We start from the raw sequence: 23,271 nt of genomic DNA, 5'->3' as shown, positions 1-23,271 counted from the left end.
ACCATTCCATCAACGAGACACGAGCCAACCGCCATGAACACCCAATACCGCAAGCAGTTGCCCGGCACCCGCCTGGATTACTTCGACGCCCGCGCCGCCGTGGAGGCGATCCGTCCCGGCGCCTGGGACACCCTGCCCTACACTTCCCGCGTGCTGGCGGAAAACCTGGTGCGCCGCTGCGATCCGGCGACCCTCACCGATTCGCTGCGCCAGCTGATCGAACGCAAGCGCGAGCTGGATTTCCCCTGGTTCCCCGCGCGCGTGGTCTGCCACGACATCCTGGGCCAGACCGCGCTGGTGGACCTGGCCGGCCTGCGCGACGCCATTGCCGACATGGGCGGCGACCCGGCCAAGGTCAATCCGGTGGTGCCGGTGCAACTGATCGTGGACCATTCTTTGGCGGTGGAATGCGGCGGCGACGACCCGCAAGCCTTTGTAAAGAATCGTGCCATCGAAGACCGCCGCAATGAAGACCGCTTCCATTTTATCGACTGGACCAAGCTAGCCTTCGAGAATGTGGACGTCATTCCGCCCGGTAACGGCATCATGCACCAGATCAACCTGGAAAAAATGTCGCCGGTCATCCACGCCAAGGATGGCGTGGCCTTCCCCGACACCCTGGTCGGCACCGACAGCCACACCCCGCACGTGGATGCGCTGGGCGTGATCGCCATCGGCGTGGGTGGCCTGGAGGCCGAGAACGTCATGCTGGGCCGCGCGTCCTGGATGCGCCTGCCCGACATCATCGGGGTGGAATTGACTGGCCGCCGCCAGCCGGGCATCACCGCCACCGACATCGTGCTGTCGCTGACCGAATTCCTGCGCAAGCAAAAGGTGGTCGGCGCCTACCTGGAGTTCTACGGCGACGGCGCCGCCAGCCTGACCCTGGGCGACCGCGCCACCATCTCCAACATGGCCCCTGAATACGGCGCGACGGCTGCCATGTTCTCCATCGACCAGCAGACCATCGACTATCTGAAGCTCACCGGACGCGAGGACGAACAGGTCAAGCTGGTGGAAACCTATGCCAAAGAGGCCGGCCTGTGGTCCGACACCCTGGCCAAGGTCGAGTATGAACGCGTGCTGCGCTTCGACCTTTCCACCGTGGTGCGCACCCTGGCCGGCCCGAGCAATCCGCACAAGCGCCTGCCGGTCTCCGAACTGGCCGCGCAAGGCATCGCCGGCAAGGTCGAGAACGAACCTGGCAAGATGCCCGATGGCGCCGTCATCATCGCCGCCATCACCAGCTGCACCAATACCAGCAATCCCCGCAACGTGATCGCGGCGGGCCTCTTGGCGCGCAATGCCAATCGCCTCGGCCTGGCCCGCAAGCCCTGGGTGAAGAGCTCGCTGGCGCCCGGCTCCAAGGCGGTGGAACTGTACCTGGAAGAAGCGGGCCTGACCGCCGACCTGGAAAAACTGGGCTTTGGCATCGTCGCCTTTGCCTGCACCACCTGCAATGGCATGTCCGGTGCGCTCGATCCCAAGATCCAGCAGGAAATCATCGACCGCGATCTCTACAGCACGGCGGTGCTGTCCGGCAACCGCAACTTCGATGGCCGTATCCACCCCTACGCCAAGCAGGCCTTCCTGGCCTCGCCGCCGCTGGTCGTGGCCTATGCCATTGCCGGCACCATCCGCTTCGACATCGAACAGGACGTGCTGGGCGTGACCGCCGAGGGCCGGGAAATCCGCCTGAAGGACATCTGGCCCAGCGACGAGGAAATCGACGCCGTCGTGACCGCCGCGGTCAAGCCGCAGCAGTTCCGCAATGTCTACACCCCCATGTTCGCTGCCCGCGTGGATCGCAGCCAGTCGGTCAGCCCGCTGTATGACTGGCGTCCGCAGAGCACCTACATCCGCCGTCCGCCCTACTGGGAAGGCGCACTGGCCGGTGAGCGCACGCTGTCGGGCATGCGTCCGCTGGCGGTGCTGGGCGACAACATCACCACCGACCACCTTTCGCCCTCCAACGCCATCCTGCTCGACAGCGCCGCTGGCGAATACCTGGCCAAGATGGGCTTGCCGGAAGAAGACTTCAACTCCTACGCCACCCACCGTGGCGACCACCTGACTGCGCAGCGCGCCACCTTCGCCAATCCCAAGCTGTTCAACGAGATGGTCAAGAAAGCCGATGGCAGCGTGCAACAAGGTTCGCTGGCGCGCCTGGAACCAGAAGGCAAAGTCATGCGCATGTGGGAAACCATCGAAACCTACATGGAGCGCAAGCAGCCGCTGATCATCATCGCCGGCGCCGACTACGGCCAGGGTTCATCGCGTGACTGGGCCGCCAAGGGCGTGCGCCTGGCCGGGGTGGAAGCCATCGTGGCCGAAGGCTTTGAACGCATCCACCGCACCAACCTGATCGGCATGGGCGTGCTGCCGCTGGAATTCAAGGCCGGCGAGAACCGCAACACCTACGCCATCGACGGCACCGAAACCTATGACGTCATCGGCCAGCGCCGTCCGCGCGCCGACCTGACGCTGGTGATCCACCGCAAGAACGGCGAGCGCGTGGAAGTGCCGGTGACCTGCCGCCTCGATACCGCTGAAGAAGTCTCGATCTACGAAGCCGGCGGCGTGCTGCAACGCTTCGCCCAGGATTTCCTGGAAGCCTCCGCCAACGCCGGCCAGAACGCCAAGGAACAAGCATGAGCCAAGTCCCGCAGATCCGCATCCCCGCCACCTACCTGCGTGGTGGCACCAGCAAGGGCGTCTTCTTCAAGCTGGATGACCTGCCCGAGGCCGCCCGCGTACCGGGCCCTGCCCGCGACAAGCTGCTGCAACGGGTGATCGGCAGCCCCGACCCCTATGGCAAGCAGATCGACGGCATGGGCGGCGCCACCTCCAGCACCAGCAAGACGGTCATCATCTCGCGCAGCGTGCGGCCTGGCCATGATGTCGACTACCTGTTCGGCCAGGTTTCCATCGACCAGGATTTCGTCGACTGGAGCGGCAATTGCGGCAACCTGTCGGCTGCCGTCGGTCCCTTCGCGATTGCCGCCGGGCTGGTCGATCCTTCCAGGCTGCCGCAGGATGGCGTGGCCGTCATCACCATCTGGCAAGCCAACATCGGCAAGACCATCGTGGCCCATGTGCCGATGCGCGGCGGCCAGGTGCAGGAAACCGGTGACTTCGAACTCGATGGCGTGACCTTCCCCGCTGCCGAAGTGCAGCTCGAGTTCATGGACCCGGCCGCTGAGGAAGAAGGCGCAGGCGGCGCCATGTTCCCGACTGGCAATGTGGTCGATACGCTGGAAGTGCCTGGCGTGGGCAGCTTCCAGGCCACCATGATCAATGCCGGCATTCCCACCATCTTCCTCAAGGCCGAAGAGATCGGCTATACCGGCACCGAACTGCAGGACGCCATCAACAGCGACCCGGCCGCCCTGGCCCGCTTCGAGACCATCCGCGCCCATGGGGCGATGCGCATGGGACTCATCAGCAAGGTCGAAGAAGCCGCCACCCGCCAGCACACGCCCAAGGTGGCCTTCGTCGCTGCTCCCAGGGAATATGTCTCTTCCAGCGGCAAGACCGTCACCGTGCAGGATACCGACGTGCTGGTGCGCGCCATGTCCATGGGCAAGCTGCACCACGCGATGATGGGCACCGCGGCGGTCGCCATTGGCACGGCGGCGGCCATTCCGGGCACGCTGGTGAACCTGGCAGCGGGCGGCGGGGAGCGCAATAGCGTGCGTTTCGGCCATCCGTCTGGCACCTTGCGCGTGGGTGCAGAGGCCAAACTGGAAGACGGCCAGTGGGTCGTCACCAAGGCCATCATGAGCCGCAGTGCGCGGGTGCTCATGGAAGGCTGGGTGCGGGTGCCGGGCGACGCCTTCTGACGTTGACGGGAAGCTGCCTGCGAGGCGGGCCTACCGTCACACAGGCGCAAAAAAAGCCGGCCGCCTTGCGGCGCCGGCTTGGTCAGCTTGATCGTCGTGTTGCGGGGTCCGGGAGGACTCAGACGCGGTAGATCTTTTCCCCGGTCTGGACGATCCTGAATTTCTCATTGGTCAGGGGATCGAGCGCGCGGCCATCGGTCAACTTGTAGGTGCGGCTGAACGCCTGTACCGCTTCGTCGGCCTCGTCCTGCTGCGTCTGGTACACCTCAACGTGGTAAGGTGCGCCGGTCTTGCCCTTGGCATCGAATTTTTCCACCAGATCCATCTGTCGTCTCCTTAGTCGTGGCCCTGTGCCAGGGTCAACGATAGCAGATTTGGTCAGTCTTTCCAGTCGATTGCATGCTGCACTGCACAGACTGACCCGACCTTCGCATCGCTCAACTCAGAAGTGCAGGGTCACGCCCACGCCGAATTGACGCGTCACTTCCGCCTTGTTCAGGCCGAATTTGGCGCCTGCATCCAGGTCCACCGTCTTGTTGGGCGACCAGATCACGCCGACCAGCGCATAGGAGGGCAGCTTCTTGCTAGCGGCATCGGCGTTCTGCGCCAGACCGGTATCGGCCACCAGTCGCCACTGCTCGTTGAGCCCGTACCAGACCGCTGCCGAAGCACGCCAGACGGTCTTGCGCATGGACTGCTGGTCTTCTTCCCGCTGGAAGCGGTTCAGGCGCACGCCAATGTTGCCGTGCAGCGTCCATGGCCCGGTCTCGTAGGAGGCGATGCCGGTGAGGCCCAGGCCGTTCTTGCCGGTGCCAAGTCCCTTCTGCTCGTCGCCGCTGGGCATGAAGAACTCCGGCTTGAAGGCCAGCGCCAGGCCATCGGCTTCATGCCAGCGCCATTTGGCGCCCACCGAGACATCCCCCACGCCGGTGCCAGTGGGCGACTGGAAGGTCTGCGGCAGGTTGGTGAACAGGTCCAGATGATCGGTCACACCATAGGTGAAGGTGAAGGCGCCGACGTGGCTGGCCGCGCCGTTCTGGCGGCTCCAGTCGGTATTGGTTTCAATCTGGATGCCGCCAGCGCCCTGGACGCCGGCGTCGTCGGTGACCAGCGGATGCGCCGCAAAGACGGGTTGGCTGGCCGCCAGCAGCAGGCAGGAAATGCCGAGAATTTTCTTTGTCATGGGAGACCCCCTATTCATGTCAGGTGCGGCGCGCCAGCGTTGGCCGCAACCCCATCCGGCCCCGCTCAAGGCGTGACAGTTCACACCGTGGTCGACGGTGACAGGATGTGGTCGAAGCGAATCGATTGGAAAACGCCGCGTTTTTTATCGGAACACATTAGCAAAGGCAGGCGCCTGGCATTCCGAACAGAAAGGGCGCAGGCAAGGCCTATTTGATGAATATGTGTCCTCGTGGCAGGCTGCGGCATATGCCGTGGCATTTCGGAAGAAACATCAGGTGGCTGGGTTCATCGGCCTTGCGCGCGGTCTGGAAGCAGGTCTGCGCAAACGCGAGCCAGCCGTCGACGCGGACTCACCCTTCCTGACTGACGTCCAATATCCAGCGCGCGGACGGTATGGCGTCCGGCTTATTTTTTGACGGTCAAAAGATGAGCTTTACTTCCAGAGCGGAATGCATGGTAACACTTCAAACTGACAAATCAGCAACAAAGAATTTCGAAATTTGCTGACAAAGTCTGACTGTTGCCAATTCGCATCAAGCCGTCTGTTCGGCCGCAGCAGCCAGCTCCGGACCGATTTCGCGCAAGACCCGGGTCGGCACCTTGAGCAATGCGCCCCAGTCGCTCCAGTCCCAGGAGACCCGTCCGCATACGTATTCCAGGCTCGATACCGGCAGCGCGAAGTGTTGCCCCAGCTGCAGCAGGCGCGGCAGCAAGGCGGCCCGCTGCGCGTCACTGGCCGTGCAGACATCGGCCACGCAACCGGCCAGCTCCAGCAGGCGTGTCACCTTCTGCTGGCGGTCGTCCTCCTCCAGGCCGCTGGCGGCGGGATCGCGATGATGCAGCACCGCTTCGCAGAAGATGCGGGGGAAATGCCAGTCCTGCATCATGGCAGCGGCCAGCGCCAGATGATCGAAGCCGAAGCTCTCCCTTTCCTGGACGCGCAGTTGTGCATCCTTTGCCCCGGCCAGCAACAGCTCGCCATAGCGCTTGGGACGCGCCGACGCCAGGCCCAGCTGGCCAATGCCGGCCAGCAGGCCGATGGTGAACATCTCTGCCGGCGGCGCCACCTGCAGCAGGTCGCCCAGCGCCTGTCCGGCGCAGGCCATGGCGGTGGAACGGCTCCAGAAGGCGTCATAGTCGAACTCGGCGCAATCACCGCGTCGCGCCGATTCGGTCAGCGAGATCGCCAGCGCCATCTGGCGCACCGCATGCAGCCCCACCATCAGCAGCAACTCGACATTGACCGAGGCCACCATGCGCCCCTTGTTGATGTTGGGGATGTTGGCGATCTGGATCAGCCGCCCCGCCAGCACCGGATCGCCCTGGACCTGGGCCACCAGTTCGGGCAAGGCAATATCTTCCTGCTGGCACATCTGCATGATCTTCAGGCGTACGCCCGAGGGAGCGGGCAGCACTTCGGAGTCCTGCATTTCACGGAAGGTCTGGGGATCGACGTAGGTAGACATGCTCATGCGCGTTATGGAGGGGGCTTGGGGTTGGCAGCAGGTAGAGAAACGGGTGATGAAAACCAGGCAATACAATTTACAGCTTGCCAACACTAATTGGCGATAGCATACCTAATTCAGAACAATTGTGCCGCGATGCAATGCAAAACTTAGTCAGAACGGGACAATACTGGTTCCCCTGACAGCGTCGTAGGAGACCCACCGACTGCAAGAAAGAATCGTTGCGGTTAAGCTAGCCCCTCGCCGACCTCGCCTGGTCGGCCAGCAAGCTCATCACAAGGAAACGGCAGGCATGCAAGACATGGTGGTGGTGCGCAAGGAAGGTCTGTATTGCGTGCCAGGTGATTTCTACATTGACCCCTGGCGCCCGGTGGCGCGCGCGGTGATCACCCATGCCCATGCCGACCACGCCCGCGTCGGCCATGCGCACTACCTGGCCGCTGCGCCTGGGGCGGACATCCTGCGCGCCCGGCTGGGCGCTGACATTGCCCTCGATACCCTGGCCTACGGCGCGAGCCTGACCCACAATGGCGTGCGCCTGTCGCTGCACCCGGCCGGCCATGTACTGGGCTCGGCCCAGTTGCGCATGGAGCACGAGGGCCAGGTCTGGGTGGCCTCGGGCGACTACAAGCTGGAGGCCGACGGCACCTGCGCCCCCTTCGAACCGGTGCGCTGCCACACCTTCATCACCGAATCCACCTTCGGCATGCCGATCTACCGCTGGCAGCCCCAGGCCGAGATCTTCGAAGAGATCAACGCATGGTGGCGCGCCAACGCCGCCCAGGGCCGCGCCAGCGTGCTGTTCTGCTATGCCTTCGGCAAGGCCCAGCGCATCCTGCACGGGATCGACGCCAGCATCGGCCCCATCATCTGCCACGGCGCGGTGGCGCCGCTCAATCGCCTCTATCGGCAGGAGGGCGTGGCGCTGCCCGAGACGCAGACCGTCAACCAGGGCAGCCCGGGCAGCAAGAGCGATGGGGGCAAGCGCAGCCCCTCTTCGGCCTATGCCGGCAGCCTGGTCATCGCGCCGCCCTCGGCGGCGGGTTCGCCCTGGATGCGCCGCTTTGGCGACTACAGCGACGCCTTCGCCAGCGGCTGGATGCGCTTGCGCGGCACGCGCCGCCGCCGGGGCGTGGATCGCGGCTTCGTGCTCTCCGACCACGCCGACTGGCCGGCGCTGCAGCAAGCCATTGCGGCCACCCAGGCCGAGCGTATCATCGTCACCCACGGCCAGGTCGCCACCATGGTGCGCTGGCTGCGCCAGAACGGCCTGGACGCCGGCGCTTTCGCTACCGAATACGGCGACGAGGCCATCGAAGAGATGCCCGCCGCGACTGCGGAGCCAGCCCCTCATGCGTGAATTCTCGCGGCTTTATGGCGAGCTCGACGCCACCACCTCCACCACCCGCAAGCTGGCGGCCCTGGAAGACTACTTCGGCCGCGCCGACCCCGCCGATGCGGCCTGGGCCGTCTACTTCCTGGCCGGCGGCAAGCCCCGCCAAGCGGTCCCCACCAGCCTGCTCAAGCAATGCGCGATGGAGTATGCGCAGATCGATGAATGGCTCTTCGAAGAGTGCTACCAGAGCGTGGGCGACCTGGCCGAAACCATCGCCCACATCCTGCCGCCGGCCAGCGGCAGCAACCCGCTGGGTCTGGCGCGCTGGGTGGAAGAACGCATCGCGCCCCTGCGCGGAGCGGCGCCAGAGACCATCCGCGCCGCACTCTTCCAAGCCTGGGACGAGCTCGACTGGCAAGGCCGCTTCCTGCTCTCCAAGCTCATTGGCGGCGGCTTCCGGGTCGGTGTCTCACGCCTGCTGGTCACGCGGGCGCTGGCCGCCGTCGCCCAGCTGGACGCCAAGCTGGTGGCGCAACGCATGGTCGGCTGGACCGATGGCCGCGCCCGCCCGGATGCCGAACGCTTCGCCCGCCTGATCGCCCCTGCCGACAGCGCCGACCAGCCATTGCAGGGCGGCCAGCCCTATCCCTTCTTCCTGGCCCATCCCCTGATGGACGCCCCCGCCACGCTGGGACCGATCCAGCAGTGGCAGGTGGAATGGAAGTACGACGGCATCCGCGCCCAGCTGGTGCGCCGCCACGGCCAGAACTGGCTGTGGTCGCGCGGCGAAGAACTGATCACCGAGCGCTTCCCGGAGCTGGCCGCCCTGCCCCTGCCGGACGGCACCGTGATCGATGGCGAGATCGTCATCCGCCATCCCGATGCCGGCCTGGCCGCCGAACGTGTGGCGCCCTTCTCCGAACTGCAGAAACGCATTGGCCGCAAGAACCTCAGCGCCAGGCTGCTGGCAGAACTGCCTGCCGGCCTGATCGCCTACGACCTGCTGGAACAGGACGGCTGCGACCTGCGCGGCCTGCCGCAAAGCGAACGACGCCGCCGGCTGGAAGCGCTGGTGGGCAGCCATCCTGCCGCCGCACTGATGCTGGCCCCGACCCTGACCGCCAAGGACTGGGACGCGCTGGCGCAACTGCGCGCCAGCGCCCGCGAACGCGGGGTGGAAGGCATGATGCTCAAGGACATCGATGCCCGCTACGGTATTGGCCGCACCCGCAACGACGGCACCTGGTGGAAGTGGAAGATCGATCCCTACAGCATCGACGCCGTGCTCATCTATGCCCAGGCCGGCCATGGCCGGCGCGCCTCGCTCTATACCGACTACACCTTCGCCCTGTGGGACGGGCCGCCAGAAGCCGGCAGCCAGCGCAAGCTGGTGCCCTTCGCCAAGGCTTACTCGGGCCTCACCGATGCCGAGATCGCGGTGGTCGACCAGGTCATCCGCAAGAGCACCATCGAGAAATTCGGCCCGGTGCGCAGCGTGCAGCCCAGCATGGTCTTCGAGATCGGCTTCGAAGGCATCGCCCTCTCCAGCCGCCACAAGGCCGGCATGGCGGTGCGCTTCCCGCGCATCCTGCGCCAGCGCCTCGACAAGACCGTGGAGCAGGCCGATACCCTGGCCACCCTGCGCGCCCTGCTACCGCCTTCCCCCCAACCGGAGCAGCGCTGAGATGCCGCGCAACCCGCGTTCCTCACGTGCTTCCGCATCAGCTTGCGCCGGCAGCGCTCATGCTGCGCAATCCGCCCTGACAGCCGCCGAAACATGGTTCCAGCGGCGCGGCTGGCAGGTCTTCGATTTCCAGCGCGAAGTCTGGCAAGCCGCCCAGCAAGGACGCAGCGGCCTGCTGCATGCCAGCACCGGCTCGGGCAAGACCTATGCAGTCTGGTTCGGCGCGCTGCTGCATGCCCAGCCAAGCCTGGGCCAGCCGACACAGGGCGCGACGACCAACGGGCTGCGCGTGCTGTGGATCACGCCCATGCGGGCGCTGGCGGCCGACACCCTGCGCGCCTTGCAAGAACCGCTGCCGGAATTGCTGCCCCATTGGCAGGCCGGCATGCGCACCGGCGACACCGGTTCCAGCGAACGCGCACGGCAGATGAAGGCCCTGCCCCAGGTCCTGGTGACCACGCCGGAAAGTCTCTCGCTGCTGCTGTCCCAGGCCGATGCGCGGCAGCGCTTCGGCAAGCTGGACGCGGTGATCGTGGATGAATGGCACGAACTGATGGGCAACAAGCGCGGCGTGCAGGTGCAGCTGGCGCTGGCGCGTCTGCGCCGCTGGCGGCCGCAGATGGTGGTCTGGGGCCTGTCGGCCACGTTGGGCAACCTGGAGCAATCGCTGCAGGCGCTGCTGGGGCCGGACCAGGCTGCCCAGGGTGTGCTGGTGCGCGGCCAGCAGCGCAAGCGCATCCTCATCGACACCCTGTTGCCGCCGCAGCCCGCGCGCTTTGCCTGGGCCGGCCATCTGGGCCTGCAGATGCTGCCGGGCGTGGTGGCCGAAATCGATTCCAGCAACAGCACCCTGGTCTTCACCAACACCCGCTCGCAGGCCGAGCTGTGGTACCAGAACCTGCTGGAGGCCCGGCCCGACTGGGCCGGGCTGATCGCGCTGCATCATGGTTCGCTGGACCGCGAAGTGCGTGAATGGGTGGAACAGGGCTTGCGCGACGGACGGCTCAAGGCCGTGGTCTGCACTTCCAGCCTGGACCTGGGCGTGGACTTCACCCCGGTCGAGCGCGTCCTGCAGATCGGCAGCCCGCGTGGCGTGGCGCGCCTGCTGCAGCGGGCTGGCCGTTCCGGCCACGCACCGGGCCGCGTCTCGCGCGCCACGCTAGTGCCCACCAACAGCCTGGAACTGGTCGAGGCGGCCGCCGCGCAGGACGCCGTGGCCGCCGGGCAGGTGGAACAGCGTCCGGTGCCGGAAGCACCGCTGGATGTGCTGGTCCAGCATCTGGTGACCATCGCCCTGGGGGGCGGCTTCCGCCCCGATGAGCTGTTCGACGAGGTGCGCCAGGCCTGGTCCTATCGCGCCCTGCGCGAGGATCAGTGGCAATGGGCGCTGGACTTCGTGGTGCGGGGCGGCCAGAGTCTCACCGCCTATCCGGAATACCAGCGGGTGCAAGCCGATGCCGAAGGCATCTATCGGGTGCCACAGCCTGCCATCGCCACGCGGCACCGGCTCAACATCGGCACCATCGTCGCCGACGCCAGCCTGCATGTGCAATATCTCAAGGGCGGGCGCATCGGCACCATCGAAGAAGGCTTCATCGCCCGACTGCGTCCGGGCGACCGCTTCCTCTTCGGTGGGCGCGTGCTGGAATTCGTGCGTGTCCATGAGATGACAGCCTGGGTACGCCGCAGCAGTTCAGGCAGCGGCGCCGTGCCGCGCTGGCAAGGCGGACGCATGCCCCTGTCCTCGACCCTGGCCCACGCCGTGCTGGACCGCCTGGAACAGGCCGCACAGGCGCGCTTCGACGGCCCCGAGATGCAGGCCGTCGAGCCCCTGCTGGCCTTGCAGCACGCCTGGTCGGCGCTGCCCACCGGCCAGCGGCTGGTGGTGGAAGCCTTGAAGAGCCGTGAAGGCCATCACCTGTTCTTCTATCCCTTTGCGGGCCGGCTGGTGCACATGGGGCTGGCCTCGCTGCTGGCGTGGCGGCTGGCGCGCCAGCAGGCGGCAAGCTTTTCCATTGCCGTCAACGACTATGGCTTCGAGTTGCTGGGCGCGCAGCAAGCGCCGCTGGAGCAATTGGCGGCCCACCAGGCGCAGACCCTGTTCTCCGACCACGACCTGCTGCAGGACGTGCTCTCCAGCCTGAACGCCACCGAACTGTCGCAGCGGCGTTTTCGTGAGATCGCCCGCATCGCCGGGCTGGTCTCGCAGGGCTATCCCGGCCAGCACAAGAGCGCGCGCCAGTTGCAGGCGTCCTCGGCGCTGTTCTTCGAGGTATTCCGCAAGCACGACGCCAACAACCTCCTGCTCACCCAGGCCCAGCGCGAGGTGCTGGAACAGGAACTGGAGCTGGCACGCCTGCGCAGCACCCTGGCCGAACTGCGCGCCCGCACGCTCACGCTGGTGCGACTGCAACGCCCCACGCCCTTCGCCCTGCCATTGATGGTGGAGCGCTTCCGCGAAAAGCTCTCCACCGAAAAACTGGCCGACCGCGTGGCGCGCATGCTGCGCGAGCTGGAAAGCGCGGCCGACGCCAGCGCGGGCAAGACTGCGGCACGGCGGCGTCCATGAGCGACTTCCCCAGCTTCGACGCCGACGGCGTGCAACTGAGCATGCTGCCCGAACGGGCGCTGTTGTGGCGCGAGCAGGCCATGCTGATCCTGGCCGACGTCCATTTCGGCAAGGCCGCCGCCTTCCGCGCCGGCGGCATCCCCGTCCCGCACGGCACCACGCAGGCCAACCTGGCGCGCATCGATGCGCTGGTGGCGCGTCATGGGGTGCAACGGATCGTCTTCCTGGGCGACTTCCTGCATGCCCGCAGTGGACGCGCACCCCATACGCTGGCCACCTTGGCGCAATGGCGCGCACGCCATGCAGCGTTGGAGCTGACCCTGGTGCGCGGCAACCACGATAGCCATGCCGGCGATCCACCACCCGAGCTGGACATGCAGGTGGTCGACGAACCCTGGCGGCTTGGTCCGCTGGCCTTCTGCCACCATCCCCAGACGGTAGCCGGGGCATTCGCCCTGGTCGGCCATCTGCACCCGGTGTACCGGCTGGCGGCGGCTGGCGATGCACTGCGCCTGCCCTGCTTCGTGGTCGATGGCCGCTGGGCCATGCTGCCCGCCTTCGGCGAGTTCACCGGCGGTTACCGCGTGACCCCGGCCCCGGGCCAGCGGCTCTACCTGGCCGCCGATGACTGCGTGTTGCCCTTGCCTGACTGAAAGACGTGCCGATCCGGCGTATCATCGGCTGCTGGACAACCATCGATGAGGAGAAATGCAGATGAGCCCCAGGAAGACGATGCTGGCCGTAGTGCTCGGACTGGCTGCCATGCAGGGTGGCCTGGCCCGGGCCGACGCCCTGGCCGATATCCAGAAGAACGGCGTGGTGCGCATTGGCGTGCCGCAGGATTTTGCCCCCTTCGGCTCGGTCAACACCGACCTGCAACTGCAAGGACTGGACATCGACGTGGCCCGGCTGATCGCGCAGAAGATGGGCGTGAAGCTGCAGCTGGTGCCGGTGGCCAGCGCCAACCGCATCGCCTACCTGCAGACGCACAAGGCCGACCTGGTCATCTCCACCCTGGGCCGCAACGCCGAGCGTGAAAAGGTGATCGACTTCTCGCAACCCTATGCGCCCTACAACAACAGCGTCTTCGGCGTGGCCAGCGTCAAGGTCAGCGGCCCGGCCGACCTGGCCGACAAGACCGTGGGCGTGGCGCGCGGCACCTTCCAGGATCTGCAACTGACCGACACCGCACCCAAGAGCGCCACCATCAAGCGCTACGAAGACAACAACGCCATGATCTCCGCCTATGTCTCCGGCCAGGTGCAGTTGGTGGGCACGGGCGACTTCGTAGCCTATGCGCTGGCCGAGAAGGCCCCCAACAACAAGCCGGTGCTGAAGTACATCATCCAGGAATCGGCCTGCAACGTCGGCCTGAACAAGGGTGAACCGGCCTTGCTGGCCAAGGTCAATGAGGCGCTGACGGCGGCCAAGAAGAGTGGCGAACTCAATGGCATCGTGCAGAAGTGGCTCAACGTGCCGTTGCCGGCCAAGATGGCGGCGACACTCCAGTAAGCGAAGTGGAACGCCAACGATATCGACGAGGTCTTCCCATGACGCTGCGCCTGCTGCTCACGGTGGGTTTCACGCTGTTCTTCTCCCAGCAGGCGTTCTCGGCCGAAAAGGCCTCGCCCTTTCATGCCGGCGTCGCGCGGATTGCGGTAACGGACAAGCTCCCCTTTGAGGCAGTGGCCTGGTACCCCAGCAAGACGCCGGAAACACCATGGCAGGCCGGTCCCTACACCATAGAAGCGACGCGCAATGCGGCCGTCGCCGACGCCGTCTTTCCGGTGGTGGTACTTTCCCACGGCCACGGCGGCATGCCTTTTGGTCATCGGGAACTGGCCACGCGGCTCGCGCGCGAAGGCTATGTCGTGATCGCCCCGATTCACGTGGGCGATTCCGCTGGCAATCTCGACGGCTATCGGCAGGGACGCTCATTGATCGATCGCCCCAGGCAAGCCAACGCCGCACTACATGCCGCATTTTCCGACAGCCGCTTGGGGGCGCATATGGACCCGGCCCGGGTCGGTGCAATCGGCTTTTCTGCCGGGGGCTATACGGCCCTGGTCATGGCGGGCGCCGTTCCGGACTTTGCGCTGGCTGGCAGGTACTGCGCCCGGCATCCTCAAGACAGCTCTTCTTGTGGCGATGGCCGAAACACGTCCTCCTCACCTGCCTCGGCGGGCGAACCGTTCCAGCCCGACTATTCCGTCAAGGCTGTGGTCGTGATGGATCCGCTGGCCATTCCTTTCGATGCCGCCGCCCTGGCGTCGGTCACGATGCCAGTCTTGCTTTATCGTCCCTCGGACACGAGCTTTTTGCCCGCCGAACCGAATGCGCTGGCAGTGGCGGCCGGCCTTCCCACCCGTCCAACAGAAGTCATCGTACCGGGACGGCATTTTGTCTTCCTTGATCCTTGCCCTGCGGCATTCGCCTCGCAGGAAGCATTGCTGTGCAAGGATGCGCCGGAAGTCGACCGCATTGCGATTCATCGACGGCTGGAAGATGAAATTACCGGATTCCTGCACAAGCATCTGTAGGGCTGACATGACGCCATCCCAGGCGCCATGACAACCACCGGCAGGCGAGCTCAGAACTTCGACGACACCGCCAGCCCCCACTTGCGCTCCTGGTCGCCGCTGTCGGGCAGGAGGCCGTTGGAATAATCCAGGCTCAATCCGACATTCTGGTTGAGGTTGTAGGTCAGCACCGATTTCCAGTAATGGATGCTGCGATTGCCCTGCAAGGCCTTCAAGCCCGTGAAGGTGGTCGTGAAGTCGAAGGGCAAGGCCGGATTGGTGGAGGACAGCGTGAAGCCGGCCTGCGCCCCCAGGCGGATGAAGTCGCGATGCTGGTCGTAGACATCCGGATCACCGCGATTGATGTAGATACCGTTGCGGCTCTGCCCCACCAGGATGGGCTTGAACGCCAGGCCATTGCCCCAGCGCAGGAAGTCATTGAGCACGCCAGGCCGCACCGGCGTGAGCGTGAAGTTGACCGTCAACAGGCGGCTGCCATCGGTATTGTTGACCAGGTAGTCGGGACGGGCGGTCAGGTCTTCGGTGTTGGCCGAATCCGGATGGGTGAAATGGAAGGCCGACAGCAAGCCCACCTGGCTGGTGCGGCTGGTGGTGACCTCGTTGGTCGCGCCGGCATAGCTGGTGACGCGATTCTGCTTGAAGCCCACGTAGGGCACCGCCTCATAGGTGCTGCCCGCTTCCCCGATGGGACGCTTGTCCAGCGAATAACCCGCATAGACCACCACATCGTTGGTGCGCGACTGCGCCACCTCGTCATTGGCCAGCGTCACGCGGGCGCGTTCCACCGAGGCATAACCGGCCTTGTCGCGGTGATCAATGGACAACTGGTCGGGATTGCCGCGCACCCGCAGCGGGTCTGTCCAGGTTGCCGGAGCGGCCGGGGCCGCAGTAGCGGCGGCAGGTGCAGCCGCAGCGCCACTGGCTGCGGCCAGCGGGGCCACGCCCATGCGCGCGGCCTGGGGCGCATGCGGCAGCGTCGGCGTGGCGGCCGCCACGGTACAGCCAAGGGTGATACGGCTGTCCTCACGGAAAAAAGCCGCAGCATCCGTGCGCCCGCTGGGGCGGAAACCTTCATCCTTGCCATCGATGAGACGTTGCACGTCCTCGGCCATGTGATCGACGTTGCAGCTGTCGCCGCTGCACGCTCCGCCGGTATTGCGCTCGCCCGCGCGCTTCTTGAGCAGCCAGGCCACCAGCGCGCGCGGCGAGGCAATCGGCGCCGCGTCCTTGCCCACCGAGAGATAGGCCGTACTGACCGGATAGGTCTGGATCAGGTAGGCCGCCAGGCGGTCCTTGTCGAGGGTCTGGTCGGGACGGCACAGGCCACCGGGATCGGCGGCCAGCGCCAGGGGGAGCGCACCGGGCGCGGCCATCAGCAACGCGACGGCGTAGGGATAAAGACGTGCTTGCATGCAGGACAGGAAGGATCAGAACGGATCAGGGATAGGCCAATGGCAAGCCCGGCAGTGGACGCAGCTCCAGCTGGCCCAGCAGGTAGGGCTGGATCACCAGCTTGTAGGTGTCCAGGTCGAAGCCCTTGAGGCTGGCTGCCGGGCGGGCCGGCAAACGTCGCTGCTGGCGATCCAGCGAACCCAGGTAGCGCCACTGGTCGATCACATGGATCTGCTGCCAGCCGTCGCCCTGCTCGACGATGCCCATGGGGCCGGCATAGGGCCAAGGCAGGATGCGCAAGTCTTCCAGCGCCTGCAGCAGGCGGGACTGGTGCTGTTCGTGCGACTCTTCGCCGGTGCAGGCGCCGCGGCAACGGCGGATCTGCCGGCCGAAGCAGGCCATGCCCGGGCCTTCGCCCTGTTCCAGCCCGGTAGCGATGCTGCACAGGCCATGATGCTCGACCAGCTTGTGCAAGGCCTCCTGGGCGGCGCGCTCGCTGGTGTAGAGGCCGAAGAGCTTGCCGGCGCGGTTGAATTCGTGGTCGGCCACCTGCGCCACCAACGGCTGGCCCTGTTCATCCAGGCGCAAGGTGAACAGGCCGCGCTTGGCGCGCTGTTTCTTGTTGTGGGCCGGACGCAGATCGCGCAGCAGGCTGTTTTCCAGCAGGGCTGCGCCCAGCTCGCCGGCCGTGCGCAGGCATTCGATACGGCGGGTGCGGCCGATCAGGAACTGGTCTTCGGCATGGTGCAGATGCGCCAGCACACGGCTGCGCAGGTTCACGCTGCGGCCCACGTAGAGCGCCTGGTCGCCCTCGCCGCGCAGGATGTAGACGCCGCAGGCGCTGGGCAGGGCCTCGATGCTGGCGCGGTCGATATGCAGCGGATAGCTGAAGGTCGCCGCCCGGTGCGCAGCCGGCTGGGGTGCGTTGAAGGTGGCCAGGGGTAGGCCGCGTGGAGGGAATGAAGGAAGCGCAGGCAGGCCATGCTCGCCCTCCTGCACCAGCAAGCGCTCCACCAGCGCGGCTGGCAGCTTGCGCGGCTGCGCGGCGGCACCGGCCGGCATCAGCGCCGGCATCATGGGGCGGGTGAAAAGCTGGGTCAGCGAGGGACGGTGGCTGATGGTGTTCATGGCTGGGGCCATTTCCTTCTTGTTGTTCATGGGGATGCCCGGACCCGCTCGGCGGGCCGGGACGGCAACCGGCGTGGTCGGTTCTCAAACTGGGGAGGATTATGGATTTGCCCCTTGTCAGGCGCAGTCGGCAGGATGATGAAGATCGTGTAGGACATCGCCGCCCTGCTGAGCTTGCCGGCCCAGCACTGCCGCCCGTTCAGACGCTGTCAAAGGCCGCCAGCATGGCCTTGGTGAGGCGCTGCGGAGCCTGCCCGAAGTGGGCCCAAGGATCGTGCTGCTCCAGGCTGCGGATGCGCGCCGGCATGGTGGACACCCGGAAATGATCGGCCTTGATGCCCTTGCCCTGTTCCAGCTCTTCCCAGGTGATTGGCACCGACACCGGCGCACCATCGCGGGCGCGCACCGAATAGGCCACCACCGTGGTCGCGCCGGGCGCATTGCGCAGATAGTCGATAAAGATCTTGCCGTTACGAGCGGCCTTGCTCATCTTGGCGATGAAACGGTCCGGCAGGTGCCGCGCCAGGTGCGCGGCGAACCGGTGCGCCCAATCCTTGACCACGGCCCAGTCGTGTTCCGGCCGGATCGGCACCATCACATGCAGACCCTTGCCACCCGAGGTCTTGAGGAAACAGTCCAGTCCGATCTCTTTCAACAGCCCCCGCACCAGCTGGGCGCCCTCCACCACCGTGGCCCAGGGTACGTCGTCAGCAGGATCGAGGTCGAACACCACGCGGTCGGGGTGATTCAGGGCAGCGCCGGTCGCGCCCCAGGCATGCAGCTCCAGCACGCCCATCTGCACGGTGGCGACCAGGCCGGCCACATCGTTGACCATCATGTACTGGGCATGGCCCTCGCCTTCCGGCACCTCGATGGTGTCGATGGCCTCGGGCATGCCTTGCCCGGTGTGCTTCTGGAAGAAGCGCTTGCCAGCATGTCCGTCCGGGCAACGCACCAGCGACAGCGGTCGTTGCCTGAGTTCGGGCAATATCCACGGCGCCACGCTCTGGTAATAGCGCGCCAGTTCCAGCTTGGTCAGCCCGGTATCGGGAAAGAGGATCTTGCCGGGATGGGTCAGCTTCACCCCGGCCACGGTGACGGGTGCAGAGAGATCGCTGGCCTTGCCACGGCTGCGCGCGGGCGCAGCGGCCGGCGCCTTGGCATCGGCCTTTGCCTCGGCGAGGGGCTGCGGGCCTTCGCGTCGGATCTGGTGCGGGTCCTTGTCTTCGCGCAGGGCCACGAAGCTGCCATGGCGCAGGATGCCGGCGCTGGTCCATTGGGCAAAGCGCACCTCGGCCACCAGCGCCGGCCTGAGCCAATGGACCCCGCGCCGCTGCTGGCCGGTAGGTGGATTGGCAAAGGCTGGCTGGTCCTGCTCCAGCGGGCCGAACTGCTTGAGCAGCGTCTCCAGCAGCTTGTCATCGAAACCGGTGCCCACCCGCCCGGCGTAGCGCAACTGCTCGTGCTCATCGTAGACTCCCACCAGGATGGCCCCAAAGCCGCTGCGTTGGCCGGCGGGTTCGGTATAGCCGGCGATGACGAACTCTTGCCGATGCTCGCACTTGAGCTTGAGCCAGTAGCGGTCGCGCCGCCCTGTGTACGGGGCATCGGCGCGCTTGAGCACGATCCCTTCCATGCCATGCTGGCAGGCGTGGCGGAACACTTCGGCGGCATGGCCCTCGATGTGTTCGCTGTAGAGCAGCAGTCCCTCTGGGTCCGAACCGGGGATCAGTTCACGCAGCAACGCCTTGCGCTGACGCAGGGGAATGTCGCGCAGGTCGTGGCCGTTCAGGTACAGCAGATCGAAGGCATACAGCGCCAGGCGGATGCCATCGGCCTGCTGGCGATCCCCGCGCGCCAGGTTCTGCAAGGCTTCGAAGCTGATCTGTCCTTGCGCGTCCAGCGCCACGACCTCGCCATCGATCCAGGCTTCATCGACCGGCAAGCGCGCCAGCGCCTGCACCAGGATGGGCCAGCGATGGCTCCAGTCCAGGCCTTCCCGGGTGTAGATGGCGGCTTGGCCGTGATCGATGCGGCACAGGCCGCGATACCCATCGAACTTCAGCTCGCACAGCCATTGCTCGCCTGCGGGAGCGCGATCGACCAGAGTGGCCAGTTGCGCCTGCATCTGCGCGGGCATTGGACCGGTGCTGTCCGGCGCGGCTTTGGCGCTTGCTCTGGCCTTGGCGAGCGGCGCCTGGTCGCCCAGATCCTTGACGCTCTCGGGGCGCAGTTCGGTGATGGCCGCTTGCTCGCCGCTGGCCGCAGCGGCGTCGTCGTCCTTGATCAGCAGCCAGTTTTCCTTGCCGTCGGCGGCGGGCTTGCCCATGCGCACCAGTGCCCAGCGGCCGTGCAGTTTTTCGCCCTCCAGCTCAAAGCTCAGATGACCTTTTGCCAGCCCGGCGCGCGCATCGCCGTGCGGTCGCCACTGACCGCGATCCCACAAGACCACATGGCCGGCGCCATACTGGTGCGCGGGGATGTCGCCCTCGAAGCTGCCGTAGTCGAAGGGATGGTCCTCGACCCGCACGGCCAGTCGCTTGTCGTGTGGGTCCAGGCTGGGGCCCTTGGGAACGGCCCAGCTCTTGAGCACACCGTCGAGCTCGAGCCGAAAGTCATAATGCAGCCGGCGCGCATGGTGGCGCTGGATGAAGAATTGCAGGCTCTGCGACTGCGCCCCTGCCCGGCTCCGGCTGGCATGACCGGAGGGTTCGGGCGTGATGGTGAAATCGCGCTTGGCGCGGTAGCGGTCGAGCTTGCCGGTGCTCATGCCTGCGCCCTCCTGGCGGTGCTGCCGCTACGGCGGGTGGCAGCACTGCGGCTGGCCTTGCTGGTGCTGGCGGTCTTGCTCTTGGTCCTGGGCTTGGCGACGCTTTTGGCAGCCGTTTTAGTGGCAGCAGTTTTAGTGGCAGTGTTTGCAGCGGGCTTGCGGGCAGGAAGCTTGTGGACCTTCGCCCCCCTCTTTTCCTTTGCTTCCTGCGGCGCTTTGTCGTCCCCCGCCTTGGCAGAAGACCTGCCGCGCCCTTCCAGGCTGCTCTTGAGCAAGGCCATCAGGTCGACCACCTTGGCGCCGCTGCTGGCCGGTGCGGCGGCTTCGTCCGGCTCGGCCACTTCATGGGTCTGGCGACTCTTGATCTTCTTCTGGATCAGCGCCAGCACGTCGTCACGATAGGTATCGTGGAACTGCTCCGGCTCCCATTGTGCCGACATGTGCTCCACCAGCGCCCGCGCCATCTCTACCTCCTGTCGGGTGACTGCCGCCTTCTTGGACTTGCGTGTGGGCACCGGCAGATCATCCGGAGCGCGCAACTCGCTGGGATAGCGCAAGGTGATCAGTTGCAGCATGTCGCCCTGGGGAATGAGCGCAGCCAAGTGCTGGCGGGTGCGGATGACGATCTGGGCAATGGCCATCTTGTCGCTGGCCAGCAGGGTTTCGCGCAACAGCGCATAGGCCTTGTCGCCCCCCTTGGCCGGGGCCAGGAAATAAGGTTGCTCGTAATAAAGGATGGGCACCTGCTCGCGCTCGACGAAACTCTGGATGTCGATGCTCTGGGTCGCCTCCACGTTGGCGCGGCGCAGGTCTTCGTCGGACATGAGGACATACTTGCCCTCCTCGTACTGGTAGCCCTTGATGATGTTTTCCCAGGGCACCTCGCGCCCGGATTTCTTGTTGTAGCGCTTGTAGCCCACTGGCGAGAGATCGCGCTGGTCCAGCAGCGTGAAGTCCAGCTCATCGTGCTTTTCGGCGGTGTAGAGTTCGACCGGGATATTGATCAGCCCGAAGCTGATCGCTCCTTTCCAAAGTGCGCGTCGCATGGCGTCCTCCGCAATATCGCTGATGGGCCGATTATCGGAGCGCAGCCGCGACCACGCAGTCGGCCTGATGATGAAGGCGGCGTAGGAATGCACCGGGCGTCCCCCATCCTCCTACAGGGATTTACCACAGACACCGATACAGGCCACCGGCTGGCGGACTTACTCTTGAGTGCAATCCCCCCTCTTTCCTCAACGACACCCATGGAGCCGCCATGCCCGCCACCGTTGCAGACATCCTCATCGACACGCTCTACGAGATCGGCGTACGCCAGATCTTCGGCGTGGTCGGTGACGCCTTGAACCCGCTCACCGACGCCATCCGCCGCGACAAGCGCATCGAATGGATAGGCGTACGCCATGAAGAAGGCGCAGCCCTGGCCGCTGCCGGCCAGGCCAAGCTGACCGGCCGGCTGGCGGTCTGCTGCGGCACCACCGGCCCGGGCGCCAATCACCTGGTGGCGGGCTTGTACGAAGCCCGCAAGGACCATGCCCCGGTGCTGGCGATCTCCGGCGGCGTGCCGGCCGCCCATCGCGGCACCGACTATCTGCAGGAGAATTCCCCTGAGCTGCTCTTTCGCGATGTGGCCGCCTACAGCCAGATCATCACCAGCCCGGACCAGGCCCCGGCGGTGTTCCACCAGGCCATCGCCCAGGCCTACGCCCAGCGCGGCGTAGCGCACCTGAACATCCCCGCCGACGTCATCGGCGCCAAGACCTCCGGCAGCGTCCCCAGTCTGCATACCCTGCGCGAGCGCACGCCGCTGTCGCCGCCAGCTGCCGATATCCAGGCCGCGGCCGACCTGATCAATGCGGCAGGGTCGGTGGCCATCTTCGCTGGCAATGGCTGCCGTGGCGCCATCGACGAGGTGCTGGCGCTGGCCAGCAAGTTGCAGGCGCCGGTCATGCATACCTTCCGGGGCAAGGACCTGGCCAGCTACGACCATCCGCACTGGATAGGCGGCGTGGGCCTCATCGGCGGCGCACCCGGCACCGACGCGCTGCATGCCGCCGAAGTGATGCTGATGCTGGGTTCGGACTATCCGTATTCCGAATTCCTGCCCACCAAGTCCAAGGTGATCCAGATCGACGAGCGCGGCTTCGTGCTGGGCCGCCGCGCGCCGGTCACCCTGGGCATCACCGGCTCGGTCGCACCGGCCGTACAGCAACTGCTGGAGCGCGTGGAGGGCAAGACCGACGGCGCTTTCCTGCAGCAGGCCAATGCGCATCGCGAACGCTGGAACGCCAAACTCGACAGCGCCGCCGAGATCAAGCGCCACCACAAGAAGATCAAGCCGCAAAGCGTGGCGCGGGCCATCAGCGATCTGGCCGATGACGATGCCGCCTTTGTGGTCGATACCGGCGTGGTGACGCTGTGGTGCGGCAACTGGATACGCCAGCGTGGCGGCCAGCGCATCCTGGCTTCCTTCAACAATGCGGCGGTCGGCACCTCGCTGGGCCAGGCCAACGGCATCCAGGCGCTGGACCGTGAGCGCCAGGTGGTGGTGGCCGTCGGCGACGGCGGCTTCACCATGTTGCTGGGCGAATTCATGACCAGCGTCGAGCACCGCCTGCCGGTCAAGGTAGTGGTCTTCAACAACCGCGAGTGGGGCCTGGTGCATCTGGAGATGGAAGAAGCGGGCATGCCCGCCTTCGAAGGCTCGGAATTCCCCAACCCCGACTTCGCCGCCTTCGCGCGGGCCTGCGGCGGCCAGGGTTTCAGCGTGCGCACGCCCGAAGAACTCGAGGGAGGCCTGCAGCAGTTGCTGGCCGCGCCCGGGCCGGCGGTCCTGGATGTCTTCATCGATCCGGACGAACTGCCGGTCATGCCGCACATCAAGATGGAACAGATCTGGCGCTTTGGCCTGGCCAAGGTGCGTGAAAGCCTGATCGCCATGAAAGGAGGCTGAACCATGGACGCCATTGAGCCCACTGCATCCACTGCATCCACTGCATCCACTGCATCCACTGCATCCACTGAGCCCACTGAGCCTCTCGCCCGGCAACGCCAAGACTACGCCCGCGAGCTGCGCGCCCGCTTCGAGCAATACAAGAGCTGGGCCATCACCCACTGGCCGGTGCGCGAACAGCCGCTGGAAGAATCCGCCTTCGTGGCCGCCGAGCGCGAGCTGGAACTGATCACGGGGGCGATGCTGCATCCCGGAGGTCCCTCCCAGGCCATCCCCGCCGATGGCGATGAGCCGGGCCAATTCCAGCAGGTCACGCCAGCGCCGTGGCCTTGAGGAACCGGGTGGCATGGCCTCGCGCATTCTTACGCGCGGTTGCGCCGCCCGCTTATATCGCCGCACCGGCGCG

At 66.0% G+C, this 23,271-nt stretch carries 17 protein-coding genes; 10 read left to right on the top strand and 7 right to left on the bottom strand.

Annotated features, from left to right (window positions below):
- Positions 1–33 precede the first annotated feature (33 nt).
- A complete protein-coding gene (gene acnD, locus ACP92_RS11390) occupies positions 34–2,655 on the top strand; it encodes a Fe/S-dependent 2-methylisocitrate dehydratase AcnD (RefSeq protein WP_013234261.1) in 2,622 nt (873 codons plus the stop codon).
- A complete protein-coding gene (gene prpF / locus ACP92_RS11385) occupies positions 2,652–3,842 on the top strand; it encodes a 2-methylaconitate cis-trans isomerase PrpF (RefSeq protein WP_013234260.1) in 1,191 nt (396 codons plus the stop codon). Before acnD ends, prpF begins: the two co-directional genes overlap by 4 nt.
- Before the next feature lie 118 nt (positions 3,843–3,960).
- Here prpF and ACP92_RS11380 read toward each other — a convergent pair whose 3' ends face one another.
- The 3 genes from ACP92_RS11380 to ACP92_RS11370 form a co-directional block, all read right to left on the bottom strand.
- Positions 3,961–4,167, bottom strand: coding sequence for a hypothetical protein (locus tag ACP92_RS11380; RefSeq protein ID WP_041310690.1), 207 nt, complete (start codon positions 4,165–4,167; stop codon positions 3,961–3,963).
- Between the two features lie 117 nt (positions 4,168–4,284).
- Positions 4,285–5,025, bottom strand: coding sequence for a transporter (locus ACP92_RS11375; protein ID WP_156181774.1), 741 nt, complete (start codon positions 5,023–5,025; stop codon positions 4,285–4,287).
- A 535-nt stretch (positions 5,026–5,560) separates the two neighbouring features.
- The gene (locus ACP92_RS11370; protein WP_013234258.1) at positions 5,561–6,493 is read right to left on the bottom strand and encodes an HDOD domain-containing protein; all 933 of its coding nucleotides are present in this window, start codon (positions 6,491–6,493) and stop codon (positions 5,561–5,563) included.
- 292 nt (positions 6,494–6,785) lie between these two features.
- Here ACP92_RS11370 and ACP92_RS11365 point away from each other — a divergent pair, with 292 nt between their 5' ends.
- The 6 genes from ACP92_RS11365 (at position 6,786) to ACP92_RS11340 (ending at position 14,622) form a co-directional block, all read left to right on the top strand.
- Entirely contained in the window at positions 6,786–7,853 is a 1,068-nt protein-coding gene (locus tag ACP92_RS11365) for a ligase-associated DNA damage response exonuclease (RefSeq protein WP_013234257.1), read from the top strand.
- Positions 7,846–9,513 carry an ATP-dependent DNA ligase gene (locus ACP92_RS11360; protein ID WP_013234256.1) on the top strand — a complete coding sequence of 556 codons (1,668 nt, stop codon included), beginning with the start codon at positions 7,846–7,848 and terminating at the stop codon, positions 9,511–9,513. Before ACP92_RS11365 ends, ACP92_RS11360 begins: the two co-directional genes overlap by 8 nt.
- A gap of 1 nt (position 9,514) precedes the next feature.
- Positions 9,515–12,082, top strand: a complete 2,568-nt coding sequence (locus tag ACP92_RS11355; RefSeq protein ID WP_013234255.1) for a ligase-associated DNA damage response DEXH box helicase — start codon at positions 9,515–9,517, stop codon at positions 12,080–12,082.
- The gene (gene pdeM, locus ACP92_RS11350; protein ID WP_013234254.1) at positions 12,079–12,735 is read left to right on the top strand and encodes a ligase-associated DNA damage response endonuclease PdeM; all 657 of its coding nucleotides are present in this window, start codon (positions 12,079–12,081) and stop codon (positions 12,733–12,735) included. Before ACP92_RS11355 ends, pdeM begins: the two co-directional genes overlap by 4 nt.
- Positions 12,736–12,796: 61 nt before the next feature.
- The gene (locus tag ACP92_RS11345; protein WP_041311794.1) at positions 12,797–13,594 is read left to right on the top strand and encodes a transporter substrate-binding domain-containing protein; all 798 of its coding nucleotides are present in this window, start codon (positions 12,797–12,799) and stop codon (positions 13,592–13,594) included.
- A 38-nt stretch (positions 13,595–13,632) separates the two neighbouring features.
- On the top strand, positions 13,633–14,622 hold the full coding sequence (locus tag ACP92_RS11340; protein ID WP_013234252.1) for an alpha/beta hydrolase family protein: 990 nt from the start codon (positions 13,633–13,635) through the stop codon (positions 14,620–14,622).
- Between the two features lie 50 nt (positions 14,623–14,672).
- Here ACP92_RS11340 and ACP92_RS11335 read toward each other — a convergent pair whose 3' ends face one another.
- The 4 genes from ACP92_RS11335 to ku form a co-directional block, all read right to left on the bottom strand.
- Complete coding sequence (locus ACP92_RS11335; protein WP_171941737.1) at positions 14,673–16,034, bottom strand: hypothetical protein; 1,362 nt, start codon at positions 16,032–16,034, stop codon at positions 14,673–14,675.
- A 25-nt stretch (positions 16,035–16,059) separates the two neighbouring features.
- Positions 16,060–17,172, bottom strand: a complete 1,113-nt coding sequence (locus tag ACP92_RS11330; protein WP_041310685.1) for a nucleotide excision repair endonuclease — start codon at positions 17,170–17,172, stop codon at positions 16,060–16,062.
- A gap of 169 nt (positions 17,173–17,341) precedes the next feature.
- Entirely contained in the window at positions 17,342–19,912 is a 2,571-nt protein-coding gene (gene ligD / locus ACP92_RS11325) for a DNA ligase D (RefSeq protein ID WP_013234249.1), read from the bottom strand.
- Positions 19,909–20,958: a non-homologous end joining protein Ku gene (gene ku, locus ACP92_RS11320; RefSeq protein ID WP_048348691.1), complete on the bottom strand. Its 1,050-nt coding sequence runs from the start codon at positions 20,956–20,958 to the stop codon at positions 19,909–19,911. Before ku ends, ligD begins: the two co-directional genes overlap by 4 nt.
- A 212-nt stretch (positions 20,959–21,170) precedes the next feature.
- Between ku and ACP92_RS11315 the strand changes: the two genes are divergently transcribed.
- Positions 21,171–22,865, top strand: coding sequence for a thiamine pyrophosphate-binding protein (locus ACP92_RS11315; RefSeq protein WP_013234247.1), 1,695 nt, complete (start codon positions 21,171–21,173; stop codon positions 22,863–22,865).
- A 3-nt stretch (positions 22,866–22,868) separates the two neighbouring features.
- Positions 22,869–23,198 carry a hypothetical protein gene (locus ACP92_RS11310; RefSeq protein WP_171941736.1) on the top strand — a complete coding sequence of 110 codons (330 nt, stop codon included), beginning with the start codon at positions 22,869–22,871 and terminating at the stop codon, positions 23,196–23,198.
- Positions 23,199–23,271 lie beyond the last annotated feature (73 nt).

This window comes from Herbaspirillum seropedicae (assembly GCF_001040945.1).
Taxonomy (GTDB): Bacteria; Pseudomonadota; Gammaproteobacteria; order Burkholderiales; family Burkholderiaceae_D; genus Herbaspirillum; species Herbaspirillum seropedicae.
Note: the sequence above shows the minus strand (reverse complement) of the source record. Positions and strands in the feature narration are given on the sequence as shown.

What these genes read in the sequence shown, in the direction of transcription:
- acnD (WP_013234261.1), top strand. Translation starts at nt 34, where the DNA reads ATGAACACCCAATACCGCAAGCAGTTGCCCGGCACCCGCCTGGATTAC.
- prpF (WP_013234260.1), top strand. Translation starts at nt 2,652, where the DNA reads ATGAGCCAAGTCCCGCAGATCCGCATCCCCGCCACCTACCTGCGTGGT.
- ACP92_RS11380 (WP_041310690.1), bottom strand. Translation starts at nt 4,167, where the DNA reads ATGGATCTGGTGGAAAAATTCGATGCCAAGGGCAAGACCGGCGCACCT.
- ACP92_RS11375 (WP_156181774.1), bottom strand. Translation starts at nt 5,025, where the DNA reads ATGACAAAGAAAATTCTCGGCATTTCCTGCCTGCTGCTGGCGGCCAGC.
- ACP92_RS11370 (WP_013234258.1), bottom strand. Translation starts at nt 6,493, where the DNA reads ATGTCTACCTACGTCGATCCCCAGACCTTCCGTGAAATGCAGGACTCC.
- ACP92_RS11365 (WP_013234257.1), top strand. Translation starts at nt 6,786, where the DNA reads ATGCAAGACATGGTGGTGGTGCGCAAGGAAGGTCTGTATTGCGTGCCA.
- ACP92_RS11360 (WP_013234256.1), top strand. Translation starts at nt 7,846, where the DNA reads ATGCGTGAATTCTCGCGGCTTTATGGCGAGCTCGACGCCACCACCTCC.
- ACP92_RS11355 (WP_013234255.1), top strand. Translation starts at nt 9,515, where the DNA reads ATGCCGCGCAACCCGCGTTCCTCACGTGCTTCCGCATCAGCTTGCGCC.
- pdeM (WP_013234254.1), top strand. Translation starts at nt 12,079, where the DNA reads ATGAGCGACTTCCCCAGCTTCGACGCCGACGGCGTGCAACTGAGCATG.
- ACP92_RS11345 (WP_041311794.1), top strand. Translation starts at nt 12,797, where the DNA reads ATGAGCCCCAGGAAGACGATGCTGGCCGTAGTGCTCGGACTGGCTGCC.
- ACP92_RS11340 (WP_013234252.1), top strand. Translation starts at nt 13,633, where the DNA reads ATGACGCTGCGCCTGCTGCTCACGGTGGGTTTCACGCTGTTCTTCTCC.
- ACP92_RS11335 (WP_171941737.1), bottom strand. Translation starts at nt 16,034, where the DNA reads ATGCAAGCACGTCTTTATCCCTACGCCGTCGCGTTGCTGATGGCCGCG.
- ACP92_RS11330 (WP_041310685.1), bottom strand. Translation starts at nt 17,172, where the DNA reads ATGAACAACAAGAAGGAAATGGCCCCAGCCATGAACACCATCAGCCAC.
- ligD (WP_013234249.1), bottom strand. Translation starts at nt 19,912, where the DNA reads ATGAGCACCGGCAAGCTCGACCGCTACCGCGCCAAGCGCGATTTCACC.
- ku (WP_048348691.1), bottom strand. Translation starts at nt 20,958, where the DNA reads ATGCGACGCGCACTTTGGAAAGGAGCGATCAGCTTCGGGCTGATCAAT.
- ACP92_RS11315 (WP_013234247.1), top strand. Translation starts at nt 21,171, where the DNA reads ATGCCCGCCACCGTTGCAGACATCCTCATCGACACGCTCTACGAGATC.
- ACP92_RS11310 (WP_171941736.1), top strand. Translation starts at nt 22,869, where the DNA reads ATGGACGCCATTGAGCCCACTGCATCCACTGCATCCACTGCATCCACT.